Below are 25,949 nucleotides of genomic sequence, written 5' to 3'. Positions count from 1 at the left end.
CTTGACAATCTGATGCATTCACATTGGAACGGCATACAAGCGCTAATGCGCCGCCGTGACATGTCGTTGCCGGCATGGCGTCCTCTTGACTATGGTGTGGGTAAGAAGCTGAAGCCTGCGGACGCTGCAAAGCGCCGCAAGGCGTGGGAGATCAGTGGTCTGATTCGCGTTATCGGTGCGTGGGTACGCTACGCGACGGCGTCCTCGCCGGTGTACTTCGGGTTGCTCAACCAGCGATCGAGATGATCGACGGTATCGCCGTAGAAGGTTCGGTACAGACTGTTTGAAACATACCCGATGTGCGGCGTAGCCAACACGTTACTCAATGACCGGTACGGATGCGCCTTCGCCAGTGGCTCTTCGTCGAACACGTCCAACGCCGCACCGGCTATCCGGTTTGTGGCTAGCGCATCGATCAGGTCTGCCTCGCGAACAATGGGGCCGCGCGATGGGTTGATCAGCCGCGCGGTCGGCTTCATCAAGGCGATCTCTTCTGCGCCAACCAGCCCCCGTGTTCTATCGCTCAGGATCAGGTGTATGGAAAGGATGTCGGCCCTTCGAAAGAGTTCATCCTTAGAAACGTAGCTGACTTGAGCCGCCGCCGCCTTCTCGGGCGTGAGGTTCTGACTCCATGCGATTACCTGCATGCCAAATGATCGACCGATCGCTGCAACGCTAGTACCGATATTTCCGAGCCCGAGGATCGCTAGCGTCTTACCGTACAGATCCTCTCCCACTTTGGTCTGCCACTCACCCTTACGAAGGGACGAGGACTCTGCGACGAGATGGCGGGTGCTTGCCAGAATGAGGGCCCACGTCAGTTCAACAGTGGGAGTCGAGGCATAGCCGGTGTTGACAACTGTGATGCCCCGTTCCTTCGCGGCCTCCATGTCGATGGAGCGATTTCGGGGCGCGGTCGATGCAATGAGCCTCAGGCGCGGCAAATTCTCAATGATCGAGCGCGGCAACGGCGTGCGTTCACGCATGACGCAGAGGACGTCGAATGGGGCAAGACGCTCTATAAGGGCCTGAGAATCGGAGATGTTGTCATAGAAGACGGTGATCTCCGCTCTGTCGCGAAGGCGGGACCAGTCGGCCATCTCCAAGGCGACGCCCTGATAGTCGTCCAGGACTGCAATTTTAACGAGCTCACCGGTGCGCGCCACTTTTTCTCCTTGAGTGCTATGTACATTGAGCAGGCTATTCGACTGTCTATCCAGAACGACGTGTTGGCCGGAAACCTGATTCCAATAGTGGGTATTTTGTATCGGAAGTCAGATTTCCCGCCAACCGCATTTCATATGCTGTCGTCGATGGAAATGTCAGCAAGTGTTCATCGGCTTAGAAAAAGGCGATATCAACACATGCTGCGTTGAAGCCGAGATTATTTTAAAGCCGCCAAGGCTTCGGCCACGGCGGAGTCCCCGGCGAGGATGGATTTCTTGATTTCTTGCAAAACGGGACCACCTACCTCGCTTTGCTTCTTGATTTCAAGCCATTCCGGATCCGCCAGGAACGCGGCCCATGCAGCGACACGCGCGGGTTCGCTTTCGAAACTCAGGACATACCAAAGCTGCCGCGGATCTTCTACCGGATTCGTTGCGAAGACGAGTGTGAGGCCATGTTTCTCGAAGAGCGGTAGCGTCTTCAGGAAGCGCTCGCGCATGATCGACTCTTTTTCGGGGTTCGGGGTGTATTGACGCAGTTCGTAGATCATTGATGTGTCCGCCTGGTTGATGGATATTGAAAGATAACGGTCCGGCTCAGGCGGAGGCAAACGAGTTATTCAGATGGGGGTGATCACGCTTTTTGATGTGGGTGGATTATCGTCATCGTCAATATTTTGCCCCTTTTGTGCTATCAAGATTCCTGATTGCCTACATCAATCGATATCGCCGACGAACTGAGTTGCTCCGACTATGCTTGCATCTCCTCAAGATAAAGGCCCATTCGGAGTAACCTATGACAAGTCCATTCGATGCAGCCGTTCGCGACGAGCGCGCGCTAACCTCTGCTCTTGAAACAGCAGATTTCGCCCCGGCGCTGATGACGCTGGTCTATCTGACTGGAGACTTCACACTTCTTGACGAAGTGTCACCCCACATCAAGGGCGCCTGGAGTTTTCTGGAGTCTGTTCCGGAACCGTTGAAGAAGAAGGTTCGCACGCGGTTGGTGACAGCGCTCAAGGAGTTTGCCGCAGAGGGCGCTCAGCTGCCGCCTCTGCCAGATCCCAAGTCTTTGCGCCGCATGATGAGCGCCAGTGTAGGCGCCGAGGTCCCGGAGGAGTACGTTCCGCTCTTCGTTGAAGAACTGCGTCTGGGCAATGTCGATACACGCGCGCTCCAGTGGCGAAGCGATCCGGGGTCGTTCCGGCGTGACGCATTCAAGGTTGTAATCGTGGGCGCTGGCTTGTCGGGCGTATGCGCAGGTATTCGGCTCAAGGAAGCCGGCATTCCCTTCGTCATCCTGGAGCGTAATACGGGCGTTGGCGGCACCTGGTTCGAGAACCACTACCCGGGAGCGGGCGTCGACACGCCGAATCAGTTTTACTCGTATTCGTTTAATCCGAATCCCGACTGGTCTCGCCATTTCTCCCTTCAGAATGAGATCTGGAAGTACATCGACGACACGGTCGACAAATTCGATCTTCGTCAGCATATCCGCTTCGGCGTCGAAGTTACCGGTGCGAATTTTGACGAGGCAGGCGCGCGCTGGCATGTCTCCTGTCGTGCGTCAGATGGGGAAGCCGAGGTGCTGCAATGCAATGTGCTCATCACGGCGGCAGGACACAATGTGGCTGCAACACCGAGTTTCCAAGGCCTGGAGACGTTCGCTGGTGAAAAGGTGCATACGGCGCATTGGGATCACCGGGTCGATCTGAGCGGCAAGCGTGTCGCAATGATCGGTACGGGCGCGAGCGGAATGCAAGTGGGTCCTGCCGTTGCCGGCGCCGTTGACAATCTCACCATATTCCAGCGCACGCCACATTGGGCCATGGGCAATGCCAACTACCACCGGCCGACGTCGGATGGGCAGAGGTGGGCGCTCAAGAACATCCCACTCTTTAACGAGTGGGCACGGTTTCTGGTGTTCTGGGCCGCATCGGACGGATTCCACAAGACCTTGCACATCGATCCCAACTGGCATCTGCCTGCGCAATCTCTCAATAGCGAGAACCATGCGATGCGCGAAAACATCATCGCCTACATGCGCAATGAGTTGGATGGCGATGAGGAACTCCTTCGCAAGTGCACGCCGGACTACCCGCCATACGGCAAGCGTCTCCTGCGTGATAACAATTGGTTCAAGATGTTGAAGCGTCCAAACGTGGACCTGGTTACCGACCCGATCTCACACATCACCGAGTCGGGCGTGGTGACGAAGGATGGTTCGGAGTACAAGGCCGACGTTCTTGTCCTTGCTACAGGCTTTCACGCATCGAAGCTATTGTGGCCGATGGAGATCCGTGGGCTCGGCGGCACGTCGATTCGTGACGTCTGGGGTGATGACGATCCTCGCGCATACAAGGGTATGACGGTACCGGGCTTCCCCAATCTTTTCATCGTTGCCGGCCCCAATACCATTCTGTCGCATGGCGGAAGCGCAATCTTTCACACGGAGTGCCAGGTGACCTACATCCTGCAGGCCGTGCGGGAAATGGTCGAAAAGGATGTCGCGACGATCGAGGTGCGCGAGAATGTCTACAGAGACTACAACGACATCGTTGATAACAAGCTTCAGAACATGGTCTGGTCACACCGTGGGGTCACCAGCTGGTACAAAAACAAGCGCAATCGCGTGACCATGACGTCGCCTTGGCGCCTGGTCGATTTCTGGCAGATCACGCACGCGTTCGATCCGAACGATTTCATGCTGGTCACGAACGCGGACCATGACGTCTCCGAGCAGCAACCTGTTTGACGATTGTTTCTTTCTGGGGTGATCGAATGGCTTACGTTCAACGTGACACCATGGTGTCTGGGGTACGGTCTCGCATGTTTGAAGGGGGCGAGGGGGAGACAGTCCTTTTCTTGCATGGCGCAGCCGGATTGACTGGCTGGCTTCCTTATTTTGAATCCTTGTCGCACCGCTTTAAGGTATTGGCGCCTGAACACCCTGGCTACGGCGAAGTTGTAAGGCCGGATTCAATTGTCTCGATCGCCGACCTGGCCGAGTACTACAAGTCTTTTACAGCCGGTTTGGGACGCTTTCACCTGATCGGGAGTTCATTGGGTGGCTGGCTCGCCAGCATGCTTGCATTGCTGGCGCCGGCGGAGGTTCAAAGCCTGACACTCATTGCTCCCGCCGGTATGCGCGAGAGGCCCGATGGATCAGGTCCGGGGACTTTGCCGTCCCGCGGGGAACGCCTTCGCAGGCTGTATTTTGACCAGGGATTTGTGGAGCGCATCCTGGCACAGGATCCGCCGGACATTCAACAAATCGAAACTAGGAACTGGGCGACTTCTTCTCTTCTTGGTGGCCCAGGCTTCTACAATCCGATGATGCAGTCAGAGTTGGCAAAGCTGGCTTGTCCGACACTCATTCTGTGGGGAAAAGAGGATCAAGTCGTGTCGGTCGAGCAGGCACGTCTCTGGGGCAATGCGATCACGGGAGCCGATGTTCGCATTTTCTCGCGCTGCGGTCATTTGCCCCATCTGGAAATGGCGACCATGGCTGCGGGCCTTACACAGGACTTCATCAACAAGCGGAATATCCCGGCGTAATCTTCGCGCGACGCGCACCCGATTTCGCGTGGAGTTCTTGTGCTGCCGCCGCTCCCGATTCGTGCCAGATTCAGATGGAATATTTCACGTGGACGTGTCTGTGGAGCGCGGCAACAAAAGGCTTTCGTACAAAAACCGCATGAATTGTCTGTGGCTTTTGAGAACGAAGTAGCGATGTAAATCAGGCGGAATGGAGGCTGCAAAGAATGGCTGAAAAACGTTGGAAACGTCGTCCCGAGAGTTCGAATTGGGGCGACTTCGGACCAGACGATCAATTGGGGCGCCTAAACCTCCTTACGGCGGAGCAGGTTTTGAAGGGACATGAAGAGGTTCGGGTGGGAGAGACGTTTTGCCTGAGTCTGCCGCTCGACTATCCCGGGGGCAACGCGCTTCATGCGAATCGATATCCGCCAGTGATCCGCCCCACGTTGCGAAAGGGACACGTGAATTTCAATTGCGTGCTCGATGAGTTCGATCCTGGCCGAACGGATGTCCTTTCCGACGACCTAGTGGTGCTTCACTTGCAGTACTCGACGCAATGGGATGGACTGTCTCACGTCGGTTCGCGGTTTGATGCAGACGCCGATGGACTGCCCGAGTCAGTCTATTACAACGGTTTTCGTGCGGGCAGGGACATCGTGGGACCAAGCAGCCCAACTGATGCGGGCGTGTTTGTTGATCCCGGCAGCTTCTCCACGTCGTCTGCAAAGGCACTCGGAATCGAGAACATGGCTCAAAAGTGTGTTCAAGGGCGTGCTGCCATGGTCGACTTGCACCACCATTTGGGCTTTGGTCGCACGGTGGTGGGTTACGATGCCTTCATACTGGATTCTCGGAATCCATCCTCAAGATGAACCGGGATCCCGACCCGAGCAAGATGCACACCACGGGAGCGGCGCTGGACGGACGCGATGAGCGACTTCTGCAATGGATAACCGATAGCGGTGTGGTCGCGATCGCCGCTGATAATTATGCGGTGGAAGCTTATCCTGCGAATGGTGACGATCCCTGCTGTGCGGCGTTGCCGCTTCACGAGCACTGTCTGTTCAAACTCGGGATTCATTTGGGTGAACTGTGGCGGCTTACGCCACTGGCTCAATGGCTTCGCAACCACAAACGCTACCGTTTCCTTCTTACCGCGCCCCCCCTCAACCTGCCAGGTGCGGTCGCTTCGCCTGTTACCCCAGTTGCGACAGTGTAGGCATGTAGGTATGCCAGGCTTGCTCTAAAACGATGTCTGAACACCCGACGCAGATTCGTGAATGCCAAGGTGATGGTATCGCTATACCTGACCGGCAGAGAGTCGCGGGGAAAACCGTCCTGCACCTTGATCAAGGGCCGCGTCGATCCGTCGACGCGGCCCCCTTCGTCATTCACCAGTTAGGATTGTCGAACTCACTCAAGGCCACCCCGTAGCGGAACAAAGCCGGGAATTGCCTCGACTCGGGGTAACCAGGCGCGAATTGCAGGGTAGTTGTCGAGCGGGACACCACTGCCGGGCAGATGCTTCGTATAAGCATACATGGAGAGATCCGCCAGGGTGGGTATGCCATCTACTAGGAACGCCCCGTCCCCGCCCGATTCCAGAGCCTGCTCCATCAGACTACACAACGTTGTCGCGCGCGCTATTTCTTCGTCGCAGGGCTTCGATAGCTTAAGCAAGGTGACGAAGCGCAAGACAGCCGCACCAAAAGCCAACTGGCCTGCGGCGGCCGAAAGCCAGCGATGTATGCGGGCGGCCGTGGCTGAGTCATCGGGCCACAACGATGAGCCAGGCGCGTAGCGTTGCACAAGGTAAATCATGATCGAATTCGAGTCGGCGAGAACTACGCCGTTGTCGTCGATCACTGGGACCTGCCCAAAGGGATTCAGCGCAAGAAAGGCGGGTTGGCGCTGATCACCTTGGCGTAGGTCGATTTCGATCGGCTCGAACGGCAGTCCAAGGATGCCCATTAAAGCTTCTACTCGATGACAGTGGCCCGACGTGGCCATTCGGTAGAAGCGAATGGGGCGAACTGGAAGCGTATTAGACATGTGTTGTTACTTACGTGGATGGCCGGGTGAACGGCACGTGATCAAACTAAGGAGAAGTTGCTGCCAGACTTTGGATATCGATGGCGTGGCGCATCAGGTTTTCCCGGTCAGATCGTAGAGGCTGGCCACGGCGCCGATTCGAACGCAAAGCCGCTACCGGCGCGTCGGACATAGCCACAATGCGGATTGCCGAAATGCGCGGGAAGCAATAGCGCGTTGCGGTCGGCCGCCAGGCCGAGTAAATGCCGGCGAGTATCCCGAGCCAGTTCAGGGTGGCTATCGAAGCATGAGTTCCAATCAGGGCGCAAAACCTGAATAGGATGGTGAATCATGTCGCCGCAAAACATGGCGTGTTGTCCTTCAGACTCGAAATGAAGACTGGCTTGTCCCACCATGTGCCCCGGAGCCGGTTCGGCCTGAAGACAATCTAGCAGTAAGTCAGTCGATTCGAAGACGTCCACCAGGCCGCGCTCAAGCAACGGCACTACGCTGTCCGCATAAGCGAGGCTGTACCCGTGAGTCGGGTTGTCTTTGTAAGCTTCACTCATGTACTCAAGGCATTCACGAGGCATCAAGTAGCGCGCGTTAGGAAATGTTGGTACCCATTCGTTATTGACGTATTGCGTATTCCATCCGACATGATCGGCATGCAGGTGCGTCGCAATGACGTGTGTAACCGATTCAACGGGAGCGCCAGCCGCCTCGAGCCATCCGAGATACTGCGTGTTGAGACGGTGCAGCCGCTCGAAGGAAGGGCGCTCCTTGCCGTTTCCGACGCCCGTATCGATGAGAATGACTTTATCGTCAACCTGGAGCAGCCAGCTATGCAGCGCCACGACAAACTTGTTTACTCTGGGAATCCAGAAATCGGGTGCGAGCCAATTTTTGTTCGCTTCAAGGACCGCCAGGTCTACCTCGGGAAGCAACTGATTCGGACCATGTGAGGGACCTGAGTACTCTCGCACCACGGTGAGCGTGGCCGATCCAATCTTCCTTGTATGAATCATGAAAAACTCCTTCCTTGAAACGAAAACGTTCTACCGGTTTTGCCACATTTCTTAAAGTAAGCCACGCTTCGACGCGCGTAGCTTGCCGACAATTCCACTTGGGAAGAAATAGACGGAGAGGACGAATGCGATGCCGAACCACAAGAGCCAGCGGTCTGGATCAAATAGCCTGGCCATCAGAACATGTGAGGCAAGGGATGGTGCCAGGCTGGTCATCAGACTCTGCAAGTAGTTTTCGGCTATGACAAACAATGCTACACCCACGATCGGGCCGTAGATCGTACCGAGTCCGCCAATGACGGCCATCAGCAATATATTCAGAACGACGTCGAAGCCGACAATGGACTGTGGACCAACGTATTGAAGCCACAAAGCCATCAGAACTCCGCCGCATGTCGCGATCGCAGCGGCCACACAGTTCACCGTGACACGGTAAGTCAGAGCGTGATATCCGATTGCTTCAGCTCGAAATTCATTTTCACGGATTGCCTCCATGACACGACCGAAGCGCGAATTCACGATGCGTAGCATCGCAAAGACGAGGATCATTGTGCTGAAGAAAATGATGTAGTAAACCGCTACTTTTCCGTTTATGGTTGTTGCGAGGATATCGTGGTCGAAAAATCGAAAGCTTGGGGTCAATGACTCCGGCAGACGGAAGTTGAGTCCGTCGTCCCCTCCTGTTATATCGCTCATACGAGTCACCAAGGCCCCGAAAGCAGCTGATATTGCCAGAGTCATCATGCTATAAAAAATCGCTTTCACCCGTAACGAAATGAGTGCGATAAGAAGCGCCACAACGACAGATACTGCAACCGCACCCAATGTTCCTAGCGCGATCGCGCTCCAGGTCGGCCCCATCCTGGATATCGCTATCGCCGTCCCGTAGGCGCCGATGCCATAGAACATGGCGTGAGCAAATGACACCACGCCACAATATCCGAGAAGTAAATCGAAGGACGCAACGAGGACAATGAAAACGCACGTCGTCGCTGCGACGTTGATTGGGCGGACGCCCGAAAAGAGAAAAGGTGCAGTCCCCAGATAGAGAAAAATCACAACCAGCAGGACGCTGAGAAGTCGACTGCGCGGAAAATCGCCGGATAAGACCTGGTTAAACATTCTGGATCACCCGTGGCTAGTGTTTACTGAGAGGCAGTAGGCCTCGTGGACGCCAGAGCAGTACTAGCATCATGACGGCGATATTCGAGATCAGCGCCAGATCCGGCATCAGAAAGTTGACGTAGTTGCTGACCAGTGCGACCAATATGGCACCAATAAAACAACCCGTGATGGACCCCGGACCACCGATGATGACAATGATCAGAATTGGTACCAATACATCCGATCCAATTGCGAAAGTGAACTGCTCATTGTAGAACCCCCACATCGCTCCGCCGAGTCCCGCGAGTGCCGATCCTGCAACAAAGACTGCGACAAAAATTCGACGGGTGCGATAGCCAAGTGCCTCGACCATTTCGTAGTTCTCAACGCCGGCACGGATCAAAAGCCCGATACGAGTGAAGTTGAGCAGGAGCGTTAAGAACACGAAAACGACAGCGCCGAGACTGACAGCTACGAGCCGGTACCGCTCGATAGAAACGTTCCCGATGGCGAGCGAGCCGCGAAGTGTCTCCGGCCTTGGAAGCAGCATCTGATTCGCACCAAAGACTACCAAGAGCGCCTGTTCGACAATAATGAGCGCACCGATGGTAATCAGAATCTGTTTAAGATAGTTTCCGTAGACCGGCTTGATGAAAAGGCGCTCGAAAATCCATCCGACCAGCGCGGTAATCGTCATTGAAGAAAGCAGGATGATGCCAATTTTTTCGAAGTCGGATAAGGTGGACGAACGCGTCAGCAAATTATTCACAGGGCCGACGAGGAGAGTGGCGCTATATGCACCCACCGCAACGAAACCTGCGTGTCCGAAATTCATTACATCCATCAAGCCGAAAACCAGCGTCAGACCACTTGCCATGACGAACAGCATCATGCCCATCGCGAGCGCGGCGACGGTCAGCGTAATCCAGGTTGGAACACTCCGGACGACCAGAAACGCGACGGCGATCAACGCAAGGATCAAAAAATGAGGAGCCCAGTCGCGAGTACGGCCTGGAAGCATCAGCGTGGAATCCGCAGCACGATTTGAGGGTGTCAATGGTGCGGGGGAGGTGTCATATGAAGTATCAGGGACGGCCATCGGTACTCCGGAATGATTGGGTCGCAAGAGGGAATGCGTGGGGGGCAACGTCAGGCCTGAAGGCCAAGTAGCGTCTCTTGCAGCGTCTCGTCAGTGGACAACGTCGCCATGCTGCCCGAGTGTATGATCCGGCCGTCGTCCATGACCGCAACATGGTCACCAATGGAGCGGACGAAGTTGAAGTTTTGTTCGACAAGCAGAATGGTGGTGTCGTGCGTCTTCAATTCAATGAGCGCTTCCGCTAGGTTGTCAACAATGGACGGTGCAAGACCCTTGGTCGGTTCGTCTATGAGCAGCAGCTTGCGCGGCTCAATAATCGCGCGTGCGATTGCAACCATCTGCTTTTGGCCTCCGGAGAGCGTTCCTCCTGGACGTAGCCAGAATCGCTTCAAGGCAGGAAACAGCTGGAAAATCCAGTCCAGCCGCGCCTGATTTAGCCGGCCCGAAATTGAAGCAAGGCGAAGGTTATCCTGAACGGAAAGATCCGAAAAAATACCCATATCTTCAGGCACGAACGCAATGCCGCGGCGAGCTATATCTGGTGTCTGCACCGCTTCGATGTTTTCACCGTCGAAACGTATGGTTCCGGCGCTCGCGGCCCACAGATTCATGATGGTTCGGAGTGTAGTGCTCTTTCCCGCGCCGTTGCGTCCTAATAGCACTGTGAGTCCGGACCTCGGGACGCACATATCGACACCCTGAAGGATGTGATACTCGCCGATGTGCGTATGGACGCCACGCAGCTCCAGTAATGGGTTGTCGGCGGCTACGGCGAACTCATGCATATGACTGCCCCTCCTGCGTGCCGCGCTTTGCCACAGGGCGTTTGGCTCCGAGGTATGCCTCCTGGACGATTTGCGACCTCATGACAACGGCCGGCGGTCCATCTGCAAGTAGTTCGCCGTTGTGAAGGACGATAATGCGGTCAGCCAGGGAGTGGACGATGTTCAGTTTGTGCTCCACAAGCAGGATTGTCTTGTCGCCTTGTTGCTTGAGTCGCTTGATCTGATCGAGAATCAATGGAACTTCGTCTGCACTCATTCCAGCAGTCGGTTCATCGAACATGAAAATCTCGGGTTCCAACGCCATAAGGATGGCGACCTCAAGTCTTCGTTTCCCGCCGTGGGACAATTGGGCGGCGAGTTCGTTGCTTCGTGGCGCTAGCCCTACCTGTGCGACGTAGTGGTTCGCCTGTTCGATCAGGTCAGCACGGTTTTTCCACATCGATGTCACGTTGAAGCCCGCTCTGTGCCGGCTTTGCACGGCCAGTCTGACGTTCTCGATGACCGAGAGCTGCGGAAACAGGTTGGTCAACTGGAAGGCGCGGCCGATGCCCATGCGTGTACGTTTCGCTACGTTGAGCCGCGTAATGTCTTCGCCCTTGAAATGAATCTGTCCGGAAGTGGATTTCAGCTGTCCAGAGAGGAGGTTGAAGAAGGTGGTCTTTCCCGCACCATTCGGTCCGACGATCGCCGTGAGCGTGCCGGGTGAAAACTGAGTCGTAACGCTGTTTACGGCGACGTGACCTCCGAAGCGGATGGTCAGCGACGTCGTGGACAGCGCTGGGACGTCGCTTTGCTTTGGCACTGCGTCATGTGGGCTGCTGGAAGTCATGAGATCACTGCCTCGTAGTGATCGGAACAACAATTTCCGAAGCGGGAATTTCGCGCGTAAGTTCCAACAAATCCCATTTACCGGTGGAAGCTTCCTTCGTGCGGAACTGATACTCGGACTGCATTGCTTGGTGGTCCTGCCGGCGGAAGGTAGCTTTCCCTTTTGGCGAGTCGAATTCCATTCCTTCCATCGCCGGAATGAGCTTTTCGGAATCGGCAGACATGGCCTTCTTCAATCCTGTCACAATGGCCGAGGCAGTCATGAACCCTCCCGCAGCCATCATATCTGGCGGCATGCCATAACGCTTCGTGTGCGTGGCAACAAGCCAGTCATTCATCGCGTTCTTCGGGAAAGCATAGTAGTAGAAGATTCCGCCGCTGACTTGAAGTCCTCTCCATGTCTGCAGGTTATCCAGGTTTGCCCCGCCAATGGATAGGAATTCAATTCCGTAGCGCCCTGGATTCAGGTCGGAGAGCTTGCGGATCGGGTTGGGGGAGCGCCATATCACGACGATGTATTTGCGGCCGTTAAGCGGCTTCATCGCGTCAAATATGCGTTGCATGGGCGCAGTGAAATCGGAAGTCGAAAGCGGCACGAATTCGTCCTGGACGATCTTCGCTCTGCTTTTGCTTGCTGCGAGTGCGGCCTTGAATGCGTTCACACCGTCGTGGCCGTAGACGTCGTCCGTCGCGAGGAAAGCGATATTGTCGCCTTTCTTGAGTCCGGCTGCACTGGCGAGTGCATCCTGAGTTGAATTTCGGCTCGCGCGAAACAGGTAGCGATTCCAGTCCTTACCTGTCAGCGAATCCGCGATCGAAGGCTCGAGTATCAGAATCTTCTTGTACTCAGCCGCGACCGGTGCCATGGAGAGCCCGCCACCTGACCACGAAGTGCCCACGCCAATGTCGGCTTTGTCGTCGGCATAGGCTTCGGTTAGAAGCGACTTCGACAACTCGGGTTTCATCTGATCATCTTTGACGATGATTTCAATCTTTCGGCCCAGAACCGTCATGGTCCCTTGAGTCGCGTATTCGAAACCGAGACGTAGCCCTCGTTCGGTGTCTCTGGCATAGGACTCTAACGGCCCCGTCTTGCTCGCGATCAGCGCGATCTTGATCGGTTTTTCTTGACCAATCGCGACCGATGTTCCAGCGATTGTCATCGTGGCTGCGGTGGCAATTGCGCCACAGAGTTTCCAGATCTGTAACATGAGTGTCTCTTTGGTTATTTGAATCGCTTGGCCTGATGCGCGGCGGACCGTGAGTGGCTGTTTAGGCGTGAGCCTTACCGCAAGATGAATGTTCCGGAGACTTTCAACAAGCGATTTAGGCTGATGCACCGCATCAGTCTTGATGATGCGTCACCGCGCGACCTGTAGCCGGTGTTGCCTGCGTGTGTAGGCTCAACTCTGACTGAAACGTCTTCTTGCAAATTGGAAACATACCAAGTAGTATGTTTTTGGCGGGATAAAACGACATCGGCCTCGGCTCCGGCCCCAGGTGCGCCGTGCCGTATTCGGCAGGGGGCCTGATGCTTGGTCGCGAGCACGCGCGGCGTGTGAATGCCGATCATGTCAGTACCGCTGTGACAGTTCATGGAGACATACACATGCGTTGGAAGAACAGGCCGGATGGGGCGAACTGGGGCGATTTTGGACCGGATGATCAACTTGGACGCCCAAACTTGATCAGTGCGGATCAAGTGTTGAAAGGCGCTGCCGAGATACGTTCGGGGCTTAGTTTCTGTCTCTCGTTGCCGCTCGACTACCCCGGGGAGAGCAAGCTAAATGTTCGCCGTCGACCTCCAGTTTTGCGGCCGACCATGAAGGACGATCTGGCGTACGTGAACTTTCCTTTTGCGCGTATCGATGAGCAGGCAACCGACGTGATCAGCGACGACCAGGTTCTGTTGAGTCTGCAGTATTCGACGCAATGGGATTCGCTCGCGCACGTTGGCGCGCTCTTCGACGCCGATGGCGATGGTGTTGCCGAAAGCGTTTATTACAACGGCTACAAAGCGAACGTTGATATCGTCGGGCCGGTGGACTATCGCGCTGACGACGCATTCAACGCGCACGCCTGCGCCAGCGAACACAGCCATGCCGACGCACTCGGAATCGAGAATCTGGCGGTAAAAGGAATGCAAGGGCGGGGTGTATTGCTTGATCTCGTCTCTCATTACGGCCGCGAGTATCGGACAGTTGGATACGACGATCTCATGTCTGTAATCGAGGCGGACGGGGTTCAGATCGATCGAGGCGACATGTTACTGCTGCGCACCGGCTTCGCGGAGATGGTGCTCGAAATGAACCGTAGCCCTGATGTGGCCGTTCTCGACACGCATTGCAGCGCGCTGGATGGACGAGATGAGCGTCTCTTGCAATGGATCACTGATTCCGGTATCGCCGCGCTTGCCGCTGACAACTACGCGGTCGAGCGCTATCCGGCCCGGCCGGTAAGCGGTAACCATCCGTTGTTGCCGTTGCATCATCATTGCCTCTTCAAACTGGGCTTGCCTTTGGGCGAGCTCTGGCATTTGCAGGAATTGGCTGAATGGCTACGCGCTAACAAGCGTTCTCATTTCATGCTGACTGCGCCGCCGCTGCGCCTACCGGGCGCGATGGGGTCGCCGGTCACGCCGATTGCCACTGTCTAGCGTTTCTGATATCAGCCGAGCAGAGTATGACTAAAGAAAGAGTATTGATCACGGGAGGCGCTGCCGGAATCGGCGCAGCGTGCGCCGAACGATGTAGAGACGATGGCTATGAGGTTGAGATAATCGACCGGATCGGCGATGGTCTTATCGCGGATCTGACGGACCCGGTGGCAACCGCACATGCGCTTGACGAGGCGTTGAGGAATGGGCCGATTACTCGACTCATCAACAACGTCGGTGTGGTATGTCCCGCGAGTGCGAATGAGCAGACGTTTGCAGAACTCGAACTTGCCTGGTCGCTGAATGTGCGCTGCGCGATGCAGTGTATGCAAGCAGTCCTTCCGGGGATGATGGCGGCCGGTTTCGGACGGATTGTCAATATGTCTTCGCGCGCGGCGCTCGGAAAAGAACTTCGTTCGGCCTATGCCGCAACCAAGGCCGCATTGATCGGCATGACCAGGGTGTGGGCGCTTGAATTGGGACGGCATGGCATCACCGCCAACGCAATTGGTCCGGGTCCGATTCGCACAGACCTGTTCGACCGGGCAAATCCTCCGGAGAGTCCGCGCACCCAGGCGATCATTGACAACGTGCCTGTCAAGCGAATGGGAACGCCCTACGACGTGGCACATGCAGCCGCATATCTATTGGACCAGCGCAGTGGGTTTGTGACCGGTCAGGTGCTGTACGTCTGCGGTGGAATGACGGTCGGTTTGGCAGGAGTCTGATATGAGTAATAAATTGGCAACTCAAGCGGCCGTTATCGGAGCGGGTAGCATTGGCGTAGCGTTCGCGATCGTTTTTGCGAGAGCAAAGTGGATCGTCCGGATGTATGACCCGGACACGGAACGGCGCGAACGCGTACCTGAGGAAATGATAGGACGCCTGCGGGAGCTCGACAATTTTGGATTGTTGAGCGAGCCGGTAGACGCGCTGATGGGCCGCATCGAGATCGTTGCAACGCTTGAACAGGCAGCCGCGGGTGCTAACCTGATTCAGGAATGCGCCCCGGAGCGCGTCGAACTGAAAGAGGTGTTATTCGCGGAGCTCGACGCGATCGCACCGGTCGACGCGATTCTTGCTAGCGCGTCATCTGCATTGACCACGTCTTCGTTTGTTGGGAACTTGAGCGGACGGCACCGGTGCCTCGTTGCCCATCCGGGTAATCCTCCGTACCTGATTCCCGTGATCGAGCTTGTACCGGCGCCATTTACATCATTGGACGTGGTCGAGCGCGCGTTGTCGCTGTATCAGGACTGCGGACTCAAGCCGATTGTGGTCAAAAAGGAGCTGGAAGGCTTCGTCTTTAATCGTTTGCAGGGTGCGTTGTTGCGTGAAGCGTATTGTTTGGTGAGGGACGGCGTAGCGACTGTTGGCGAGATTGATACGGTAGTGCGGGACGGCCTCGGCTTACGTTGGTCGGTTATCGGACCGTTCGAGACGGTTGACCTGAATACTCGGGGCGGCATAGCATCGCACGCTCTAAAGATGGGCCCGGCATATGAGCGGATGGGGGCTGAGCGGGGGCAGCATGACCCGTGGACCCCGGCTCTGGTCGAGAAGGTTGCCGCCGCCCGGCGCGCCGTATTGCCGATCGAACAATGGGACGAGCGCGTTGTCTGGCGTGACCAGAACCTGATGGCCTTGATTCGCAATCGCAATAAAGCTGATTTTGGATGACGAATTGTCGTTGGGTGACTTGCCAGGGAACCTTGGTCCTGGGTGAGTTACCCGCCGCCAAACACATCCTTCAAATGTCTAGCGCATTACTGAGGCGGGAGGGCATGTGGTCGGACGTCGACACGGGACCCGAAGCGAACGCGCCCTGAGCGAGCTGTTTGAAAATTGCCGTGTTTACTCGCAAACGACGTGGCAGTAATACTGCCGGCCCCAGAGCAGCAGTTTCGACACATTGAATAGTCCCAGTTTGTGAGCCAATTGCGTTTTTGTTTCGCTCCGGTGCACGCTGCGGGCGACGATTGGGTTAGTGGGTCCTATGCTCGGACAGGGGGCGCCTGACACTCAACGGTGAAGAAGCACCACTCCAGAGTGTCCTGACTTCTTTGAGCCGGTTTCCAAACATTTCAATAAAAATGCGAGCTGCGGGTGTTAGTGGCTTCCGAAGATCGTGCAGCAGGTATAGATCGAAAACGGTATGTGGATTTGTGATGGGATAGATGTATGTGTCTGCATTTTCTAGCTTGTCCACGACGGAATTCATCAGGCACATAGCACCCCAGTCCGAACGGCGGACGCTCTCGAGAGTGGCCACCATACCGTTAATTGTGACTACACTCTTTGGCGAAATGCGCCCACTGGCAATATGGCCGCGCATCGTCGTGCCCAATAGGTGGCGGTCGGATGGGATAACGAGCGTAAGGTCTTTCATCAGAGAGAGGTCGCAGGGTGTGAGCGACGGGCCGTTTATGGGGTGTCCGGAGACCAGAACGTATTCGTCCGTGAAACCGAGCCGACACGATAGACTGTTGCTGTCCAAAGGTAGGGCGCCTAGGCCAACATCGAGTTCTCCGGCCTGTACCAGGTCCGTGATGTCACGCGCGTACGCTTCAGTCACGATGATCTCGACCTGCGGATACAGCGCATGAAAGTCGCCAAGCACATTTCCCAGAACGTTTTGACACATTGATGAAGTCAACCCGATTCGCATTGACCCGACAACTGACGTTCCCTGTGCCAATTCGACCAGCTCCTGCTTGGCAGCGGCGATACTACGCGCAATCGGAACGCAAAGTTCATAGAATCTGCGCCCAGCAACTGTGGGTTCCAATCCACGTTGTGCGCGCTGAAAGAGGGGGGTTTTTAGCTCTTCTTCCAGATTTCGAATTTGCATGCTCAATGCTGACTGCACGACATGCATCCGCTCGGCTGCCTTGGTGAAACTGCGTTCTTCAAAAACGCTGATGAAATAGTGAATTACCCTTACGTCCATGGCCGTCTCCTTCTCCTTCTCTTACTCTTGTTGCCGCGACGACGCTCGTGGTCGACGCAATCTGGACATCTCCAGGTTGCTGCTTCACGAGCCGCCTCTGCTTGGAATGGCACTTATGCCAATCTTTGTCGTCATTCGCGACTTTCGTGCGATTTCGCAGAGCGGATAGTCTGGTCGAAACACTTGGATTCAACTTGCGCTCAGTCGCGTGGAGGTCCGTTGAGGAGGAAACCGGCGGGGCGCCCGTGGGGTCGGACGACGTGCAGGCGGACAATCGGCAGCTCGGTTCGATTTGCTTCAACGCTTGCCGCACAGCGCGAAAGGCGGGCCGTTGTGGTGACGGCTTTCTACGAACGACTTCGAGCGAGACAATAGCGTCTAATCGATGCATGTCCATTGCACGCCACACGTTGGTGTATCACTCTCATCGATAGTTTGGCGAGAACAGTCAAAGAGAGGGGCACGTCATCAATCGGCCTTTGCCCCCGTCAACTCATGTATCGACCATCTACATTCGCGACCTATGCGCCGACAGTAACGCTGCGCAAGCTATAGGCGATGCTCCCTTTAATGATGCTTCGATGGTGCTGCAAAGATTTCCACCTGAAATGTCTCATTGGATGGTTTATAATATGACCGGTCGTCTTAAAAGTCAACTCCTCTCGTTGAGGTCGGGGTTTGGTGGCTGCGTCAGACTGCTCGCCGGTTGTCGAAGTCAGCCGGACAGCGGCCGCCTTGTGAGTCAGGACTGAAGCGACCCTTCGAGGCGGCATTAGTGGAGCAGGACCAGGGGCTAAATGAATACGTTTGCGTTCTGCATGGATGTAGGTGCCGCCCTTGGTCGCTGTCATGGAGGTAGCGATATTGTTGAAATTCATCGAGTGACTGCATCGAGAGTGCAATTGCCTCATCTGAAGGCGTAACGGTCAAGCTTCCGCAACCACGCTCGCGAGTGGAGCGGATGGAGGTGCCTATGATGAGCGCTGCGGGCCGAGCAGGCGTCGCGACCGCTAACTTTTAAGGCGCCACCACAATCCAGGTGATATTCCGCCCGACCGGCAAGCCGCACACCGCGGGACTGCGTTGTTCGTATGCGGACTGTCGATGCGACGCTGGAGCGAGTGGTCGCAACAGTTGTATGCTCTGAACATGGAGAGGTTATGTATGGTGTCTAAAGTGCGCGAGAAAATTGTTAGCGCGGCCTTGGAATGCTTCCACGAACTGGGCTTTAGCGCATGCAGCGTTCAGGACATAGTTGATAGGGCGGGCGTGCCGAAGGGTTCGTTCTATAACTATTTCAAGGCCAAGGAATTGCTGGCGGTCGAAGCGCTCGATATCTATACCGCAGGTTCCCGGCGAGAGTTGCTTTCCGATATCTCCGTTGCACCGGTTGGGCGTCTGCGCAGTCATTTCGAATTTCTGGCGTCGCGTTATGCCGGCTTTGGCTACGCCAAAGGATGTCTAATCGGGAACTTGGCCGCAGAATGCTCCGACAACATGCCGCTGGTGCGTCAGGCTCTAGCCGAGTCTTTGACACGCTGGGCAAACACCGTCGCCGCTACGATTCGAGCGGGACAGAGCGATGGCAGCATCGTGCCCGGACTGGATGTTGATACGACCGCACGTTTCATGATTAACAGCTGGGAGGGCGCTGTCGTTCGCATGAAAATTGCTGTTAACCGGGAGCCTCTGGATGATTTCTTTGCCGTCATTTTTCCGCTGCTAACCCGGCCAACCGTAGAAATCGAGAAAGCCGGCACAAATCGACCGGTCGCTTCCCGGGTCCAGCGCCAGACGACCCGTGGCGCTTCCCAGTAACGCTCATCAAGCCTGCCGCTCCTTGATTTGAAAGATGACGACATACCTAGCCGTTGTACATAAGGGTTGGGTCTGTCCATAGCCAGAAATTGAACAGTAACAAATCGCTGAAGAGGATCACGCTGTTTCCTCGCAACTTCTCGTCAGTTCGGGCAGAGGCAAAGACATGGGCGGAGACACTGGGGTGAACTACGTTCGAAATATTCATTCAGTTATCTTGCGCGCAGGACTACAGCAACGCTGCGAGACGCAGCGCTGATCGGCCGGTGGCCGTGCGTTAGCACGGCACAGTCAGGCAAACCGCGGAGCCGTTATATCAACGGAGACCAGTAGCGGCTCGGGCAGTGCCTGATTCCCTTCTGCCAGCGGGAAAATGCGGCGTCGCGTTGGCACCATGATGCCGTTCGCTTCGACATAGTCACCAATGTATTGTGCGCCAAACGTCCCACCGAGCACGTCCACCGCATAGTCATGCCGACGCATCAGTCCGTCAGGGCCAAAGTAGGTGACCTGCTCGCGGGTGTGGCTTGTCACCGAGTCAGGGAACGTCACTTTGAGTCTGCGCCAGGTTTCACCGTTTTCATGCCACGGTTCCAGTTCTTCTGTCACAAAACCCGGCCAGGTATACAGAAACGGCTGATTAAGATAGGTCCAAAGCGCATAGCTGTCGAAATAGGCAGCATGAAGGACATCCCAGGGCGTCTCGTTTGCGTGACCCTGAAAGGCAGCGCGCGGATCGTCGCGTGCCTGAATGAGTTCGCCTGACTCCGTTTCCAGAGAAAGCCGCTGTGGCGTGAAGTGAACAAGGCGGTCTGGCGCACCGACACGATAGATTGTCGCCTCTTGTACGTGCGTTTGCGCCTCATAGCGGTTGTCATCAAACAGATTCGGTTGCCCCTTGAGCGCCCATAGGACACCACCCACTGACACGTCGACCGTCAAACGCTGGAACGCGTTCCAGCGCTCCATGCCACCGTGCGACTGAATTGCTAGCTCAAGAAGGTCGGACATTTTCCTGTTCCTTTTTCGAAACATGATCGCGCGGGCAAACCCGCGGTAGAAATTGCGTCTAGCGCAGCGATCGCAGAAGATGCAACTAGCTGCTTCGGGTTACAGTTTCCAGCGACGAATCCGTTGGTCATGCTCGCCGCGGCTCGACCGGCCCGATCAGTTCGCCTTGCCGGGCGAACCTAGTAGAGCGAACCCGAGGATTGTTTCGCGCTGCCGGTTGCGCCTGACGGAGAAAGTACCTGAACTGGCCAAGCGACGACATGGCTTTGCGCCGGGCCTGCCCGCTGCTCAAACAACGCTCAACCGGTGGCCATCAGGTGGTTGAACTGGTTGACTCAAGCATGTTCGGCGAAACCGGGATTCGTGCGCATCGCGACGGCCTGACCCACGAGGGAGGCGCCTGCCTACAGTGGCACTAAGGTTACCTCCAAGTCCTCGGAAAGACAGCAGTCAACTTTGAATTCTGAAGTACGCTGCGCTAAACAATCGCACTGTTCCTTTGATAGCGCGTCGGTGAACCCAGCGTGAGATGTCAATCGCACCCGCGCGCTCGCTGGTCAAGATTCCTGACCGGTTGGATTTTGTCGAGGCGGCCGCCATCTGGTCCGCTTTTGGCACGGCGTGGAGTGGTCTGGTCTGGTCGCGGGCGGACGTCTGCAGGAAGGGCAGGTAGTGTTGATTCCCGCCGCGTCTAGCAGTGTCGGCCTCGCGGCAATCCAGATTGCCAACCTTCTGGGTGCGCGGCCAATCGCGCTCACGCGCCGCTAAGACGGAGGTGTTGCGTAGGTTTGGTGCCTCCCTGGTGTCGGAGTCGCAAGATGTGGCGGCGGAGGTCGGGCGTCTTACCGGTGGCCGCGGCGCCGAACTCGTGTTCGATCCGGCCGGAGGCCAAGGCTTCGCGCAACTCGCGAAAGCGACCGCGAATGGCGGCCCGCCGGCGTTGTACGGCGCGCTCGCGACCGATGCAACCGTGATTGATCCGTTCGACATCTTCGCCCGCCACCTGACAGTTCGTGGCGCCGCGCTGACTGCTCGAATGCGCGATGACGCGCAGTTCGCACTGAAGAAGCGCTTTGTCGGCGACCGCATTGCGGATGGATCGCTGCGTCCCGTCATCGCGCGAACCTTCCCACTCGACGAAATCGCCGACGCTCATCGGTTCATCGAAGCCCGCGAGCAGATCGGCAAGGTGGTCGTTACACCTTGAGCGAGCTTGGCGCCAAAGTAATCTCTAGGTCGGGATGCCGCAAGCCTTGGGCGCTGCATTAATGATTCTGGTGCTGCGAAGACTCGTGAGTTAGGGATAAGGTGAAGGTTTTTTGGGGCTATGCGCAGCGAAGCTGTTCTCAATTGAGCGAAATCAACTGTCGCCTATATTTGTCAGATCGGTACAAGGACGGCGGAAACAGCGCAGCTATGTGGACGGTATGTTGTCGCCACGCCATTTCGTGTGTGCGACTGTGGCGATCGATCACAACAAGTTAACGTGGCCGAAATTCGATGGGTTGCGTGCTGGCCAGAAAAGAGTTCTGCCGGCGCTTCTGCTGTGAAACTACACAGCAGGAGCTTTGTCACGACGACACGTGGCGTGTTATCAGACTGCCTGGAAGGCGCGGAAGGTGATGGTCCGGCCGTAACCAGAATCGGTCGCGAGTCGAACAGCGAACATTCCCATGGCCTCAGCGTACAGTGCCATGGCGAGCTTGCCACCGTTAATCGGATCAAACCCAGCCTCTTTGACGAGCTCAACTATTGTTGCCTTCGCTTCTTCATCGTCTGAGCACACGAATACGCTAGTCTTTTCGAGTTTGCCAGGCTCCCGAACGACATTGGACCAGACGGACGTGAAAGCATTGACAACCCGGGCTCCGGGCAGCGCCTTAGCGATATTCTCAGATGAACTTGGCAGACCGTCGCGCCCAACATCACCTGAGACAGATACAGAAATCACAATGCCCCTGTATCCGGATAGCGTGGTAGCCGCCTGAGGAATCGCTGCAGCCGGCACGACTACAAACACAACATCGCTGTCGAGGATATCTTGTTCCGTCGCCTCCGAAACACCGAGCTCCCCGCTCAGCTTGATCGCAGAAGCGCTGCCTGCTTTCGAGCCTCGAACGCGAACCGAATGACCGGTCCTCTTGCTCATGGCGGTCGCGATGGCACTTCCCATGTCACCGGTGCCAAGTACCGAGATATTCAACTTTTGCATAACTCATGCTCCAGAACACTGTTGCAGGTTCGATGCCTAACTACATACTTTAACTTCGGTGATAGGGCGTACCCCACTGTGATAGCACCGGCTTTGACTGCGCTGCGCGCCGACTGTACAACAACAGCATGTGGCGATCCGGCCGGCGGGCTACGGAAGGTGCACCGGCTTTTGAGGGGAAACTGCTCTCTTTGCAGATTATTTCCCTGCATCCCTAGACCACAAAAATAATACGACCAGTCATCTCGTTTTGCAACCAAGACCGATCGACTTGACCTTCTCCGTGCTCAGCAACCCGCAGGAGAGAGGAAGGAGAGGGAGGGCAGATTGAGAAGACAGAAGAAACTTCCCGAATGACGCGGAAAGTTACTGACCGCACTATTGCCGGCAGTTCGCTCTCGCACATTGCTTCCAGCCGACGGCCACCATCTTTGTATAGAAGAGTCTCATCAGTGCAACAAAGCACGGGCTTGGCGGGCGACTGCGTTCCATTGTGCCGTGTTGCGCCCGTCTATAACAATGCAGCTAACTGCCGAGCGAAAAACCATCGCCCACAAACTTCAACGCCAAGTCTATGGAGCGCGGCAGACTGGTTTCCACAAATGCGCACCCTAGTCCGAGGTCTTTGGTGGCAATCGCAGTTGGCTGCCACGCGTGTTCTGGTAAATTTGCAAGCGAGGGACAGCGACCTAAAAGTCCTCGGGTGAATTTGGGAGGTATTTCATGGACGTCCTTGATTTCGTGCCAAGCGTGCCGCCAGACGGAGGCAGAATCGCCTTCCGGTTGTCCGAGCAGGCTGGCTCTGCTGAATGTGCAATTTCACGTGAGGCACTTGAGGCGCATTTCTGGTTGCCGTTAGGCGCCTGCGAGGTACGCATGCTCAAAACGTTTGCAGATGGGCGCGAACGCATAATTGCTGTCGCGGAAAGAAAAAGGCGCGCGCCCTGATCAGCCCGTCTGGCTCACCGTTACTGACTTCGTCGGCAAACGCTAGGTTTCACGCAGACGACGTCGCAAACTGCCGATTTCCCCTGCATGAACGTCCGACATCGCGAAGGACGAAGTGGGCGTTGTACGGCCAGAAAAAGCGCGACCGTTCATGATCGATTTCGTTCGGCGAGACGGTAAAGCGGCCGAGGTGCTCGCTCCGGACAAAGCTTGCGCGCGCGAGTATCTTGCCACCCGAGCTACCTTCGTTGCAGACGGCACAGACGTCGGTTTGCTGGGCGTCGCGGCGCGTGAGCTTCTCACGATATACGGGCGCGTGCCCGATGACGATCGGAAAGCGGACAAAGATGGCTGCTCGATCAGCGGATGAACGCCCGAAAGACATGCGTAAAGATGAGCTGGATGGCGTACTCCGCCACGCAACCGCTGTGGAGCTGCCAACGCGAGCATGCGGTGCGACTCATCAGAGAAACTGATGCCGCTTATCAACCTAAACCGCGAGCACGGCCGCAGCTTGACGCCTAGCATTAGAAGCCTTCGCATTAGGGCTTCTAGCTATGCACACTTCTTTATTCGCGCCGTTGCAGATCGGCTCCGTTCGGCTGGCCCATCGGGTGGTGATGTCACCTCTGACGAGGATGCGGGCGTCAACTCCCGGGAACGTCCCTACCGAGCTGAATGCGCTCTACTACGGGCAAAGGTCATCAGAAGGCGGATTGATCGTGGCGGAGGCCACCCAGATTCGTGCTGACGGACAAGGCTCGCCCGCGACTCCGGGCATTCACTCTGCAGACCAGGTTGACGGCTGGCGAAAGGTGGTAAGTGCCGCGCACGCCGCGGGCGCCAACGTGTTCGCGCAACTATGGCACGTTGGGCGGATCTCCCATTCGTCGCATCAGCCGGACGGTGGGATTCCGCTTGCTCCTTCTCCCGTGGCAGCTAGCGGGATGGCGTTGACTGCATCGTGGACACGTGAGCCGTACCCCGTACCGCGCCCGGTTGAGCTCGGTGAGATTCCCGCCTTGGTGCAGAGCTATGTGCAAGCCGCAAAGAATGCGCTGGCTGCGGGCTTTGATGGTATCGAGGTTTCGGCTGGGAATGGATATCTGCTCGAGCAGTTCATGCAAAGCCGCACCAACCACCGCACGGATCAGTACGGCGGCTCCGTCATCAACAGATGTCGCCTCGCTATCGAAGTGATCGAGGCAGTGACGAGCGTAGCGAACGGTCGCCCTGTCGGGATTCGACTCTCTCCGTTTGGCGTGGCAAACGACAGCGGCGAAGACGATCCGATGCCGGTCTACGCGTGCTTGCTCGAGAGCGCGGCGAAGCTTGGTGTCGATTACCTCCACGTTGTGGAGCCGCGTGCGAGTGGTATTGCTGCGCGCGGTGACGTGCCGCGGCCCGGTCAGCCGTTCGCAAGCGCTTTGCTGCGGCCTCTGTGGCCAGGGATTCTGATCGCCAACGGGGGCTTTGATGGAGCCTCCGCGGCTGCAGCGATCGAGGAGGGCTCGGCCGACGCGGTGTCTTTCGGTCGTATGTTCATCTCCAATCCGGACTTGCCTCGCCGCATCCGACAGGGCGCAACTCTGAATCCATACGATCGGACGACTTTCTATGGGGGAGACGCGCGCGGCTACACGGACTATCCGACGCTCGGCGAGTTACCGGTTTAGCGGCCGGTTGAAGTGACTGACGAGACAACGATGGACAACGAACACAAAGGCAACTCGACTCTGGATTTCGATAGCTGACTCAGGCGATTCGGAGTGAGCGTGTTTCTTCCAACTGAATCGGAGAAGCGATGGAATACACCGGAGGCTGTCAGTGCGGCCAGGTGCGCTATAGGGTCACGGCGGCGCCGCTGCGAACTGTGACGTGTCACTGCAAGGAGTGCCAGCGACAATCTGGAAGCGCTTTTGGCATGTCGATGATCGTTTCGGGCGAGAGTCTGAAACTCACCGGCGAACTGAAGCAGTACACCCGCATCGCAGATAGCGGGAATGAGAACACAGGCTTCTTCTGCCCCGACTGTGGTGTGCGCATCTTTCAGCAAATCAAGGGTCGCGAGGCGGTTGTGGTGATCAAGCCCGGCACGCTTGACGAAACGAGTTGGCTGAGGCCCACCGATGCGGTGTGGCTCAAGCGCAAGCAGGACTGGGTATCAGTTCCAGATCGGGTGCAGCACGCAGAGGCTCAGCCGGCTTAGTTACCCTTTCTCCCCAGTTCAAGCGTAAATGGTGACCTTGAACGAGCGCTTCCCCGGTGCGCACCTCGCCAACGATCACGGGACGGCGACTTGGGGACGATTGTTGCGCGAAAGCGTCAGTTTGCGCGCGACGTTCCCTGGAGTTTGTCCGGCGGGGTGCGCGCCGGCGCCCGTGACGAACGCTGGCGCAAAGAGATACAGCGCTTGCTCGGCGATCGTGGAGCGTTCACTTGCTGTAGCGATCGACAGAGACTGGCGCGCAGCTGCGTTGATACGCTGGAGTTTGCCTACCAACTGGTGTTTGCCCACATTGACCAAACACCACGAGGCGGTTCCTCAATCGGCGTGCTGCGCTTTTCTAGCGCATGCTCGAGCAGGTATTCGCGCGAGAGGTCTACTCGCTCTTGGCTAAACTCTTCGAGTACCGCCGAAAAGGCCGTCGCCTCACTAAATCCCTGCCAAAACTCCTGCCGAAGTAGCGGAGGTCAGAAACGAATTAACCCTGATTCGAGACGTTGCTTTGGAGACAGGACGAAAATCGGGATTGTCGCTCGCGCGACGCCC

22 protein-coding genes and 2 pseudogenes are annotated in these 25,949 nt (G+C 56.5%); 12 read left to right on the top strand and 12 right to left on the bottom strand.

All coding sequences use genetic code 11. The features are described from left to right. Positions 1-188: 188 nt before the first annotated feature. The gene (locus M0D67_RS24740; RefSeq protein ID WP_266240088.1) at positions 189-1,166 is read right to left on the bottom strand and encodes a D-2-hydroxyacid dehydrogenase family protein; all 978 of its coding nucleotides are present in this window, start codon (positions 1,164-1,166) and stop codon (positions 189-191) included. Positions 1,167-1,384: 218 nt separating this feature from the next. Next, the gene (locus M0D67_RS24735; RefSeq protein WP_266240087.1) at positions 1,385-1,717 is read right to left on the bottom strand and encodes an NIPSNAP family protein; all 333 of its coding nucleotides are present in this window, start codon (positions 1,715-1,717) and stop codon (positions 1,385-1,387) included. A gap of 245 nt (positions 1,718-1,962) precedes the next feature. Between M0D67_RS24735 and M0D67_RS24730 the strand changes: the two genes are divergently transcribed. From M0D67_RS24730 to M0D67_RS24720, 3 genes and pseudogenes are all read left to right on the top strand, one after another. After that, the gene (locus M0D67_RS24730) at positions 1,963-3,921 is read left to right on the top strand and encodes an NAD(P)/FAD-dependent oxidoreductase (RefSeq protein WP_266240086.1); all 1,959 of its coding nucleotides are present in this window, start codon (positions 1,963-1,965) and stop codon (positions 3,919-3,921) included. A 26-nt stretch (positions 3,922-3,947) separates the two neighbouring features. After that, positions 3,948-4,724, top strand: coding sequence for an alpha/beta fold hydrolase (locus M0D67_RS24725; RefSeq protein ID WP_266240085.1), 777 nt, complete (start codon positions 3,948-3,950; stop codon positions 4,722-4,724). 206 nt (positions 4,725-4,930) lie between these two features. Continuing rightward, positions 4,931-5,925 (top strand): annotated as a pseudogene (locus M0D67_RS24720) (cyclase family protein). A 194-nt stretch (positions 5,926-6,119) separates the two neighbouring features. Here the strand turns inward: M0D67_RS24720 and M0D67_RS24715 are convergent. The 7 genes from M0D67_RS24715 to M0D67_RS24685 form a co-directional block, all read right to left on the bottom strand. Next, positions 6,120-6,758: a glutathione S-transferase family protein gene (locus M0D67_RS24715; protein WP_266240084.1), complete on the bottom strand. Its 639-nt coding sequence runs from the start codon at positions 6,756-6,758 to the stop codon at positions 6,120-6,122. Positions 6,759-6,865: 107 nt separating this feature from the next. Further along, complete coding sequence (locus M0D67_RS24710) at positions 6,866-7,765, bottom strand: MBL fold metallo-hydrolase (RefSeq protein WP_266240083.1); 900 nt, start codon at positions 7,763-7,765, stop codon at positions 6,866-6,868. A gap of 51 nt (positions 7,766-7,816) precedes the next feature. Continuing rightward, on the bottom strand, positions 7,817-8,887 hold the full coding sequence (locus M0D67_RS24705; protein WP_266240082.1) for a branched-chain amino acid ABC transporter permease: 1,071 nt from the start codon (positions 8,885-8,887) through the stop codon (positions 7,817-7,819). A 16-nt stretch (positions 8,888-8,903) separates the two neighbouring features. Further along, positions 8,904-9,968 carry a branched-chain amino acid ABC transporter permease gene (locus tag M0D67_RS24700; RefSeq protein ID WP_266240081.1) on the bottom strand — a complete coding sequence of 355 codons (1,065 nt, stop codon included), beginning with the start codon at positions 9,966-9,968 and terminating at the stop codon, positions 8,904-8,906. 50 nt (positions 9,969-10,018) lie between these two features. Further along, positions 10,019-10,753 (bottom strand): ABC transporter ATP-binding protein, encoded by a 735-nt coding sequence (locus tag M0D67_RS24695; protein WP_266240080.1) that lies wholly within the window; start codon positions 10,751-10,753, stop codon positions 10,019-10,021. Beyond that, positions 10,746-11,582: an ABC transporter ATP-binding protein gene (locus tag M0D67_RS24690; protein WP_266240079.1), complete on the bottom strand. Its 837-nt coding sequence runs from the start codon at positions 11,580-11,582 to the stop codon at positions 10,746-10,748. Before M0D67_RS24690 ends, M0D67_RS24695 begins: the two co-directional genes overlap by 8 nt. Positions 11,583-11,586: 4 nt before the next feature. Next, a complete protein-coding gene (locus M0D67_RS24685) occupies positions 11,587-12,792 on the bottom strand; it encodes a substrate-binding domain-containing protein (RefSeq protein ID WP_266240078.1) in 1,206 nt (401 codons plus the stop codon). 398 nt (positions 12,793-13,190) lie between these two features. Between M0D67_RS24685 and M0D67_RS24680 the strand changes: the two genes are divergently transcribed. The 3 genes from M0D67_RS24680 to M0D67_RS24670 are packed head-to-tail and all read left to right on the top strand — an operon-like array spanning position 13,191 to position 15,917. Continuing rightward, complete coding sequence (locus M0D67_RS24680) at positions 13,191-14,237, top strand: cyclase family protein (RefSeq protein WP_266240077.1); 1,047 nt, start codon at positions 13,191-13,193, stop codon at positions 14,235-14,237. A gap of 26 nt (positions 14,238-14,263) precedes the next feature. Then, the gene (locus M0D67_RS24675) at positions 14,264-14,965 is read left to right on the top strand and encodes an SDR family oxidoreductase (RefSeq protein ID WP_266240075.1); all 702 of its coding nucleotides are present in this window, start codon (positions 14,264-14,266) and stop codon (positions 14,963-14,965) included. 1 nt (position 14,966) lies between these two features. Next, positions 14,967-15,917 (top strand): 3-hydroxyacyl-CoA dehydrogenase, encoded by a 951-nt coding sequence (locus M0D67_RS24670; protein WP_266240073.1) that lies wholly within the window; start codon positions 14,967-14,969, stop codon positions 15,915-15,917. 304 nt (positions 15,918-16,221) lie between these two features. Here M0D67_RS24670 and M0D67_RS24665 read toward each other — a convergent pair whose 3' ends face one another. Continuing rightward, positions 16,222-17,187 carry a LysR family transcriptional regulator gene (locus M0D67_RS24665; RefSeq protein WP_266240071.1) on the bottom strand — a complete coding sequence of 322 codons (966 nt, stop codon included), beginning with the start codon at positions 17,185-17,187 and terminating at the stop codon, positions 16,222-16,224. Positions 17,188-18,351: 1,164 nt separating this feature from the next. On the opposite strand from M0D67_RS24665, the gene M0D67_RS24660 reads away from it, so the two are divergent. Further along, positions 18,352-19,005, top strand: a complete 654-nt coding sequence (locus M0D67_RS24660; RefSeq protein ID WP_266240069.1) for a TetR/AcrR family transcriptional regulator — start codon at positions 18,352-18,354, stop codon at positions 19,003-19,005. Between the two features lie 291 nt (positions 19,006-19,296). Here M0D67_RS24660 and M0D67_RS24655 read toward each other — a convergent pair whose 3' ends face one another. After that, positions 19,297-20,016 carry a hypothetical protein gene (locus M0D67_RS24655; RefSeq protein WP_266240067.1) on the bottom strand — a complete coding sequence of 240 codons (720 nt, stop codon included), beginning with the start codon at positions 20,014-20,016 and terminating at the stop codon, positions 19,297-19,299. Between the two features lie 697 nt (positions 20,017-20,713). On the opposite strand from M0D67_RS24655, the gene M0D67_RS24650 reads away from it, so the two are divergent. After that, positions 20,714-21,223, top strand: coding sequence for a zinc-binding dehydrogenase (locus M0D67_RS24650; protein ID WP_308112592.1), 510 nt, complete (start codon positions 20,714-20,716; stop codon positions 21,221-21,223). A gap of 387 nt (positions 21,224-21,610) precedes the next feature. Here M0D67_RS24650 and M0D67_RS24645 read toward each other — a convergent pair whose 3' ends face one another. Next, positions 21,611-22,228 carry an NADPH-dependent F420 reductase gene (locus M0D67_RS24645; RefSeq protein ID WP_266240066.1) on the bottom strand — a complete coding sequence of 206 codons (618 nt, stop codon included), beginning with the start codon at positions 22,226-22,228 and terminating at the stop codon, positions 21,611-21,613. A gap of 723 nt (positions 22,229-22,951) precedes the next feature. On the opposite strand from M0D67_RS24645, the gene M0D67_RS24640 reads away from it, so the two are divergent. The 4 genes and pseudogenes from M0D67_RS24640 to M0D67_RS24625 all read left to right on the top strand — a co-directional run bounded on the left by M0D67_RS24640 (position 22,952) and on the right by M0D67_RS24625 (position 25,385). After that, on the top strand, positions 22,952-23,176 hold the full coding sequence (locus M0D67_RS24640; RefSeq protein WP_308112591.1) for a DUF1488 family protein: 225 nt from the start codon (positions 22,952-22,954) through the stop codon (positions 23,174-23,176). Positions 23,177-23,330: 154 nt separating this feature from the next. Beyond that, positions 23,331-23,546, top strand: a pseudogene (locus tag M0D67_RS24635) (hypothetical protein); the annotation flags it as partial. 187 nt (positions 23,547-23,733) lie between these two features. Further along, positions 23,734-24,852: an alkene reductase gene (locus tag M0D67_RS24630; RefSeq protein ID WP_266240065.1), complete on the top strand. Its 1,119-nt coding sequence runs from the start codon at positions 23,734-23,736 to the stop codon at positions 24,850-24,852. A 128-nt stretch (positions 24,853-24,980) separates the two neighbouring features. Next, positions 24,981-25,385, top strand: coding sequence for a GFA family protein (locus M0D67_RS24625; RefSeq protein ID WP_266240064.1), 405 nt, complete (start codon positions 24,981-24,983; stop codon positions 25,383-25,385). Positions 25,386-25,949 lie beyond the last annotated feature (564 nt).

Source organism: Paraburkholderia sp. SECH4 (assembly GCF_030511745.1).
Classification (GTDB): Bacteria; Pseudomonadota; Gammaproteobacteria; order Burkholderiales; family Burkholderiaceae; genus Paraburkholderia; species Paraburkholderia madseniana.
Note: the sequence above shows the minus strand (reverse complement) of the source record. Positions and strands in the feature narration are given on the sequence as shown.

Bases quoted from the DNA above. Each gene is read 5' to 3' on its own strand.
- M0D67_RS24735 (WP_266240087.1), bottom strand. From the start codon at position 1,717: ATGATCTACGAACTGCGTCAATACACCCCGAACCCCGAAAAAGAGTCG.
- M0D67_RS24730 (WP_266240086.1), top strand. From the start codon at position 1,963: ATGACAAGTCCATTCGATGCAGCCGTTCGCGACGAGCGCGCGCTAACC.
- M0D67_RS24725 (WP_266240085.1), top strand. From the start codon at position 3,948: ATGGCTTACGTTCAACGTGACACCATGGTGTCTGGGGTACGGTCTCGC.
- M0D67_RS24715 (WP_266240084.1), bottom strand. From the start codon at position 6,758: ATGTCTAATACGCTTCCAGTTCGCCCCATTCGCTTCTACCGAATGGCC.
- M0D67_RS24710 (WP_266240083.1), bottom strand. From the start codon at position 7,765: ATGATTCATACAAGGAAGATTGGATCGGCCACGCTCACCGTGGTGCGA.
- M0D67_RS24705 (WP_266240082.1), bottom strand. From the start codon at position 8,887: ATGTTTAACCAGGTCTTATCCGGCGATTTTCCGCGCAGTCGACTTCTC.
- M0D67_RS24700 (WP_266240081.1), bottom strand. From the start codon at position 9,968: ATGGCCGTCCCTGATACTTCATATGACACCTCCCCCGCACCATTGACA.
- M0D67_RS24695 (WP_266240080.1), bottom strand. From the start codon at position 10,753: ATGCATGAGTTCGCCGTAGCCGCCGACAACCCATTACTGGAGCTGCGT.
- M0D67_RS24690 (WP_266240079.1), bottom strand. From the start codon at position 11,582: ATGACTTCCAGCAGCCCACATGACGCAGTGCCAAAGCAAAGCGACGTC.
- M0D67_RS24685 (WP_266240078.1), bottom strand. From the start codon at position 12,792: ATGTTACAGATCTGGAAACTCTGTGGCGCAATTGCCACCGCAGCCACG.
- M0D67_RS24680 (WP_266240077.1), top strand. From the start codon at position 13,191: ATGCGTTGGAAGAACAGGCCGGATGGGGCGAACTGGGGCGATTTTGGA.
- M0D67_RS24675 (WP_266240075.1), top strand. From the start codon at position 14,264: ATGACTAAAGAAAGAGTATTGATCACGGGAGGCGCTGCCGGAATCGGC.
- M0D67_RS24670 (WP_266240073.1), top strand. From the start codon at position 14,967: ATGAGTAATAAATTGGCAACTCAAGCGGCCGTTATCGGAGCGGGTAGC.
- M0D67_RS24665 (WP_266240071.1), bottom strand. From the start codon at position 17,187: ATGGACGTAAGGGTAATTCACTATTTCATCAGCGTTTTTGAAGAACGC.
- M0D67_RS24660 (WP_266240069.1), top strand. From the start codon at position 18,352: ATGGTGTCTAAAGTGCGCGAGAAAATTGTTAGCGCGGCCTTGGAATGC.
- M0D67_RS24655 (WP_266240067.1), bottom strand. From the start codon at position 20,016: ATGTCCGACCTTCTTGAGCTAGCAATTCAGTCGCACGGTGGCATGGAG.
- M0D67_RS24645 (WP_266240066.1), bottom strand. From the start codon at position 22,228: ATGCAAAAGTTGAATATCTCGGTACTTGGCACCGGTGACATGGGAAGT.
- M0D67_RS24640 (WP_308112591.1), top strand. From the start codon at position 22,952: ATGGACGTCCTTGATTTCGTGCCAAGCGTGCCGCCAGACGGAGGCAGA.
- M0D67_RS24630 (WP_266240065.1), top strand. From the start codon at position 23,734: ATGCACACTTCTTTATTCGCGCCGTTGCAGATCGGCTCCGTTCGGCTG.
- M0D67_RS24625 (WP_266240064.1), top strand. From the start codon at position 24,981: ATGGAATACACCGGAGGCTGTCAGTGCGGCCAGGTGCGCTATAGGGTC.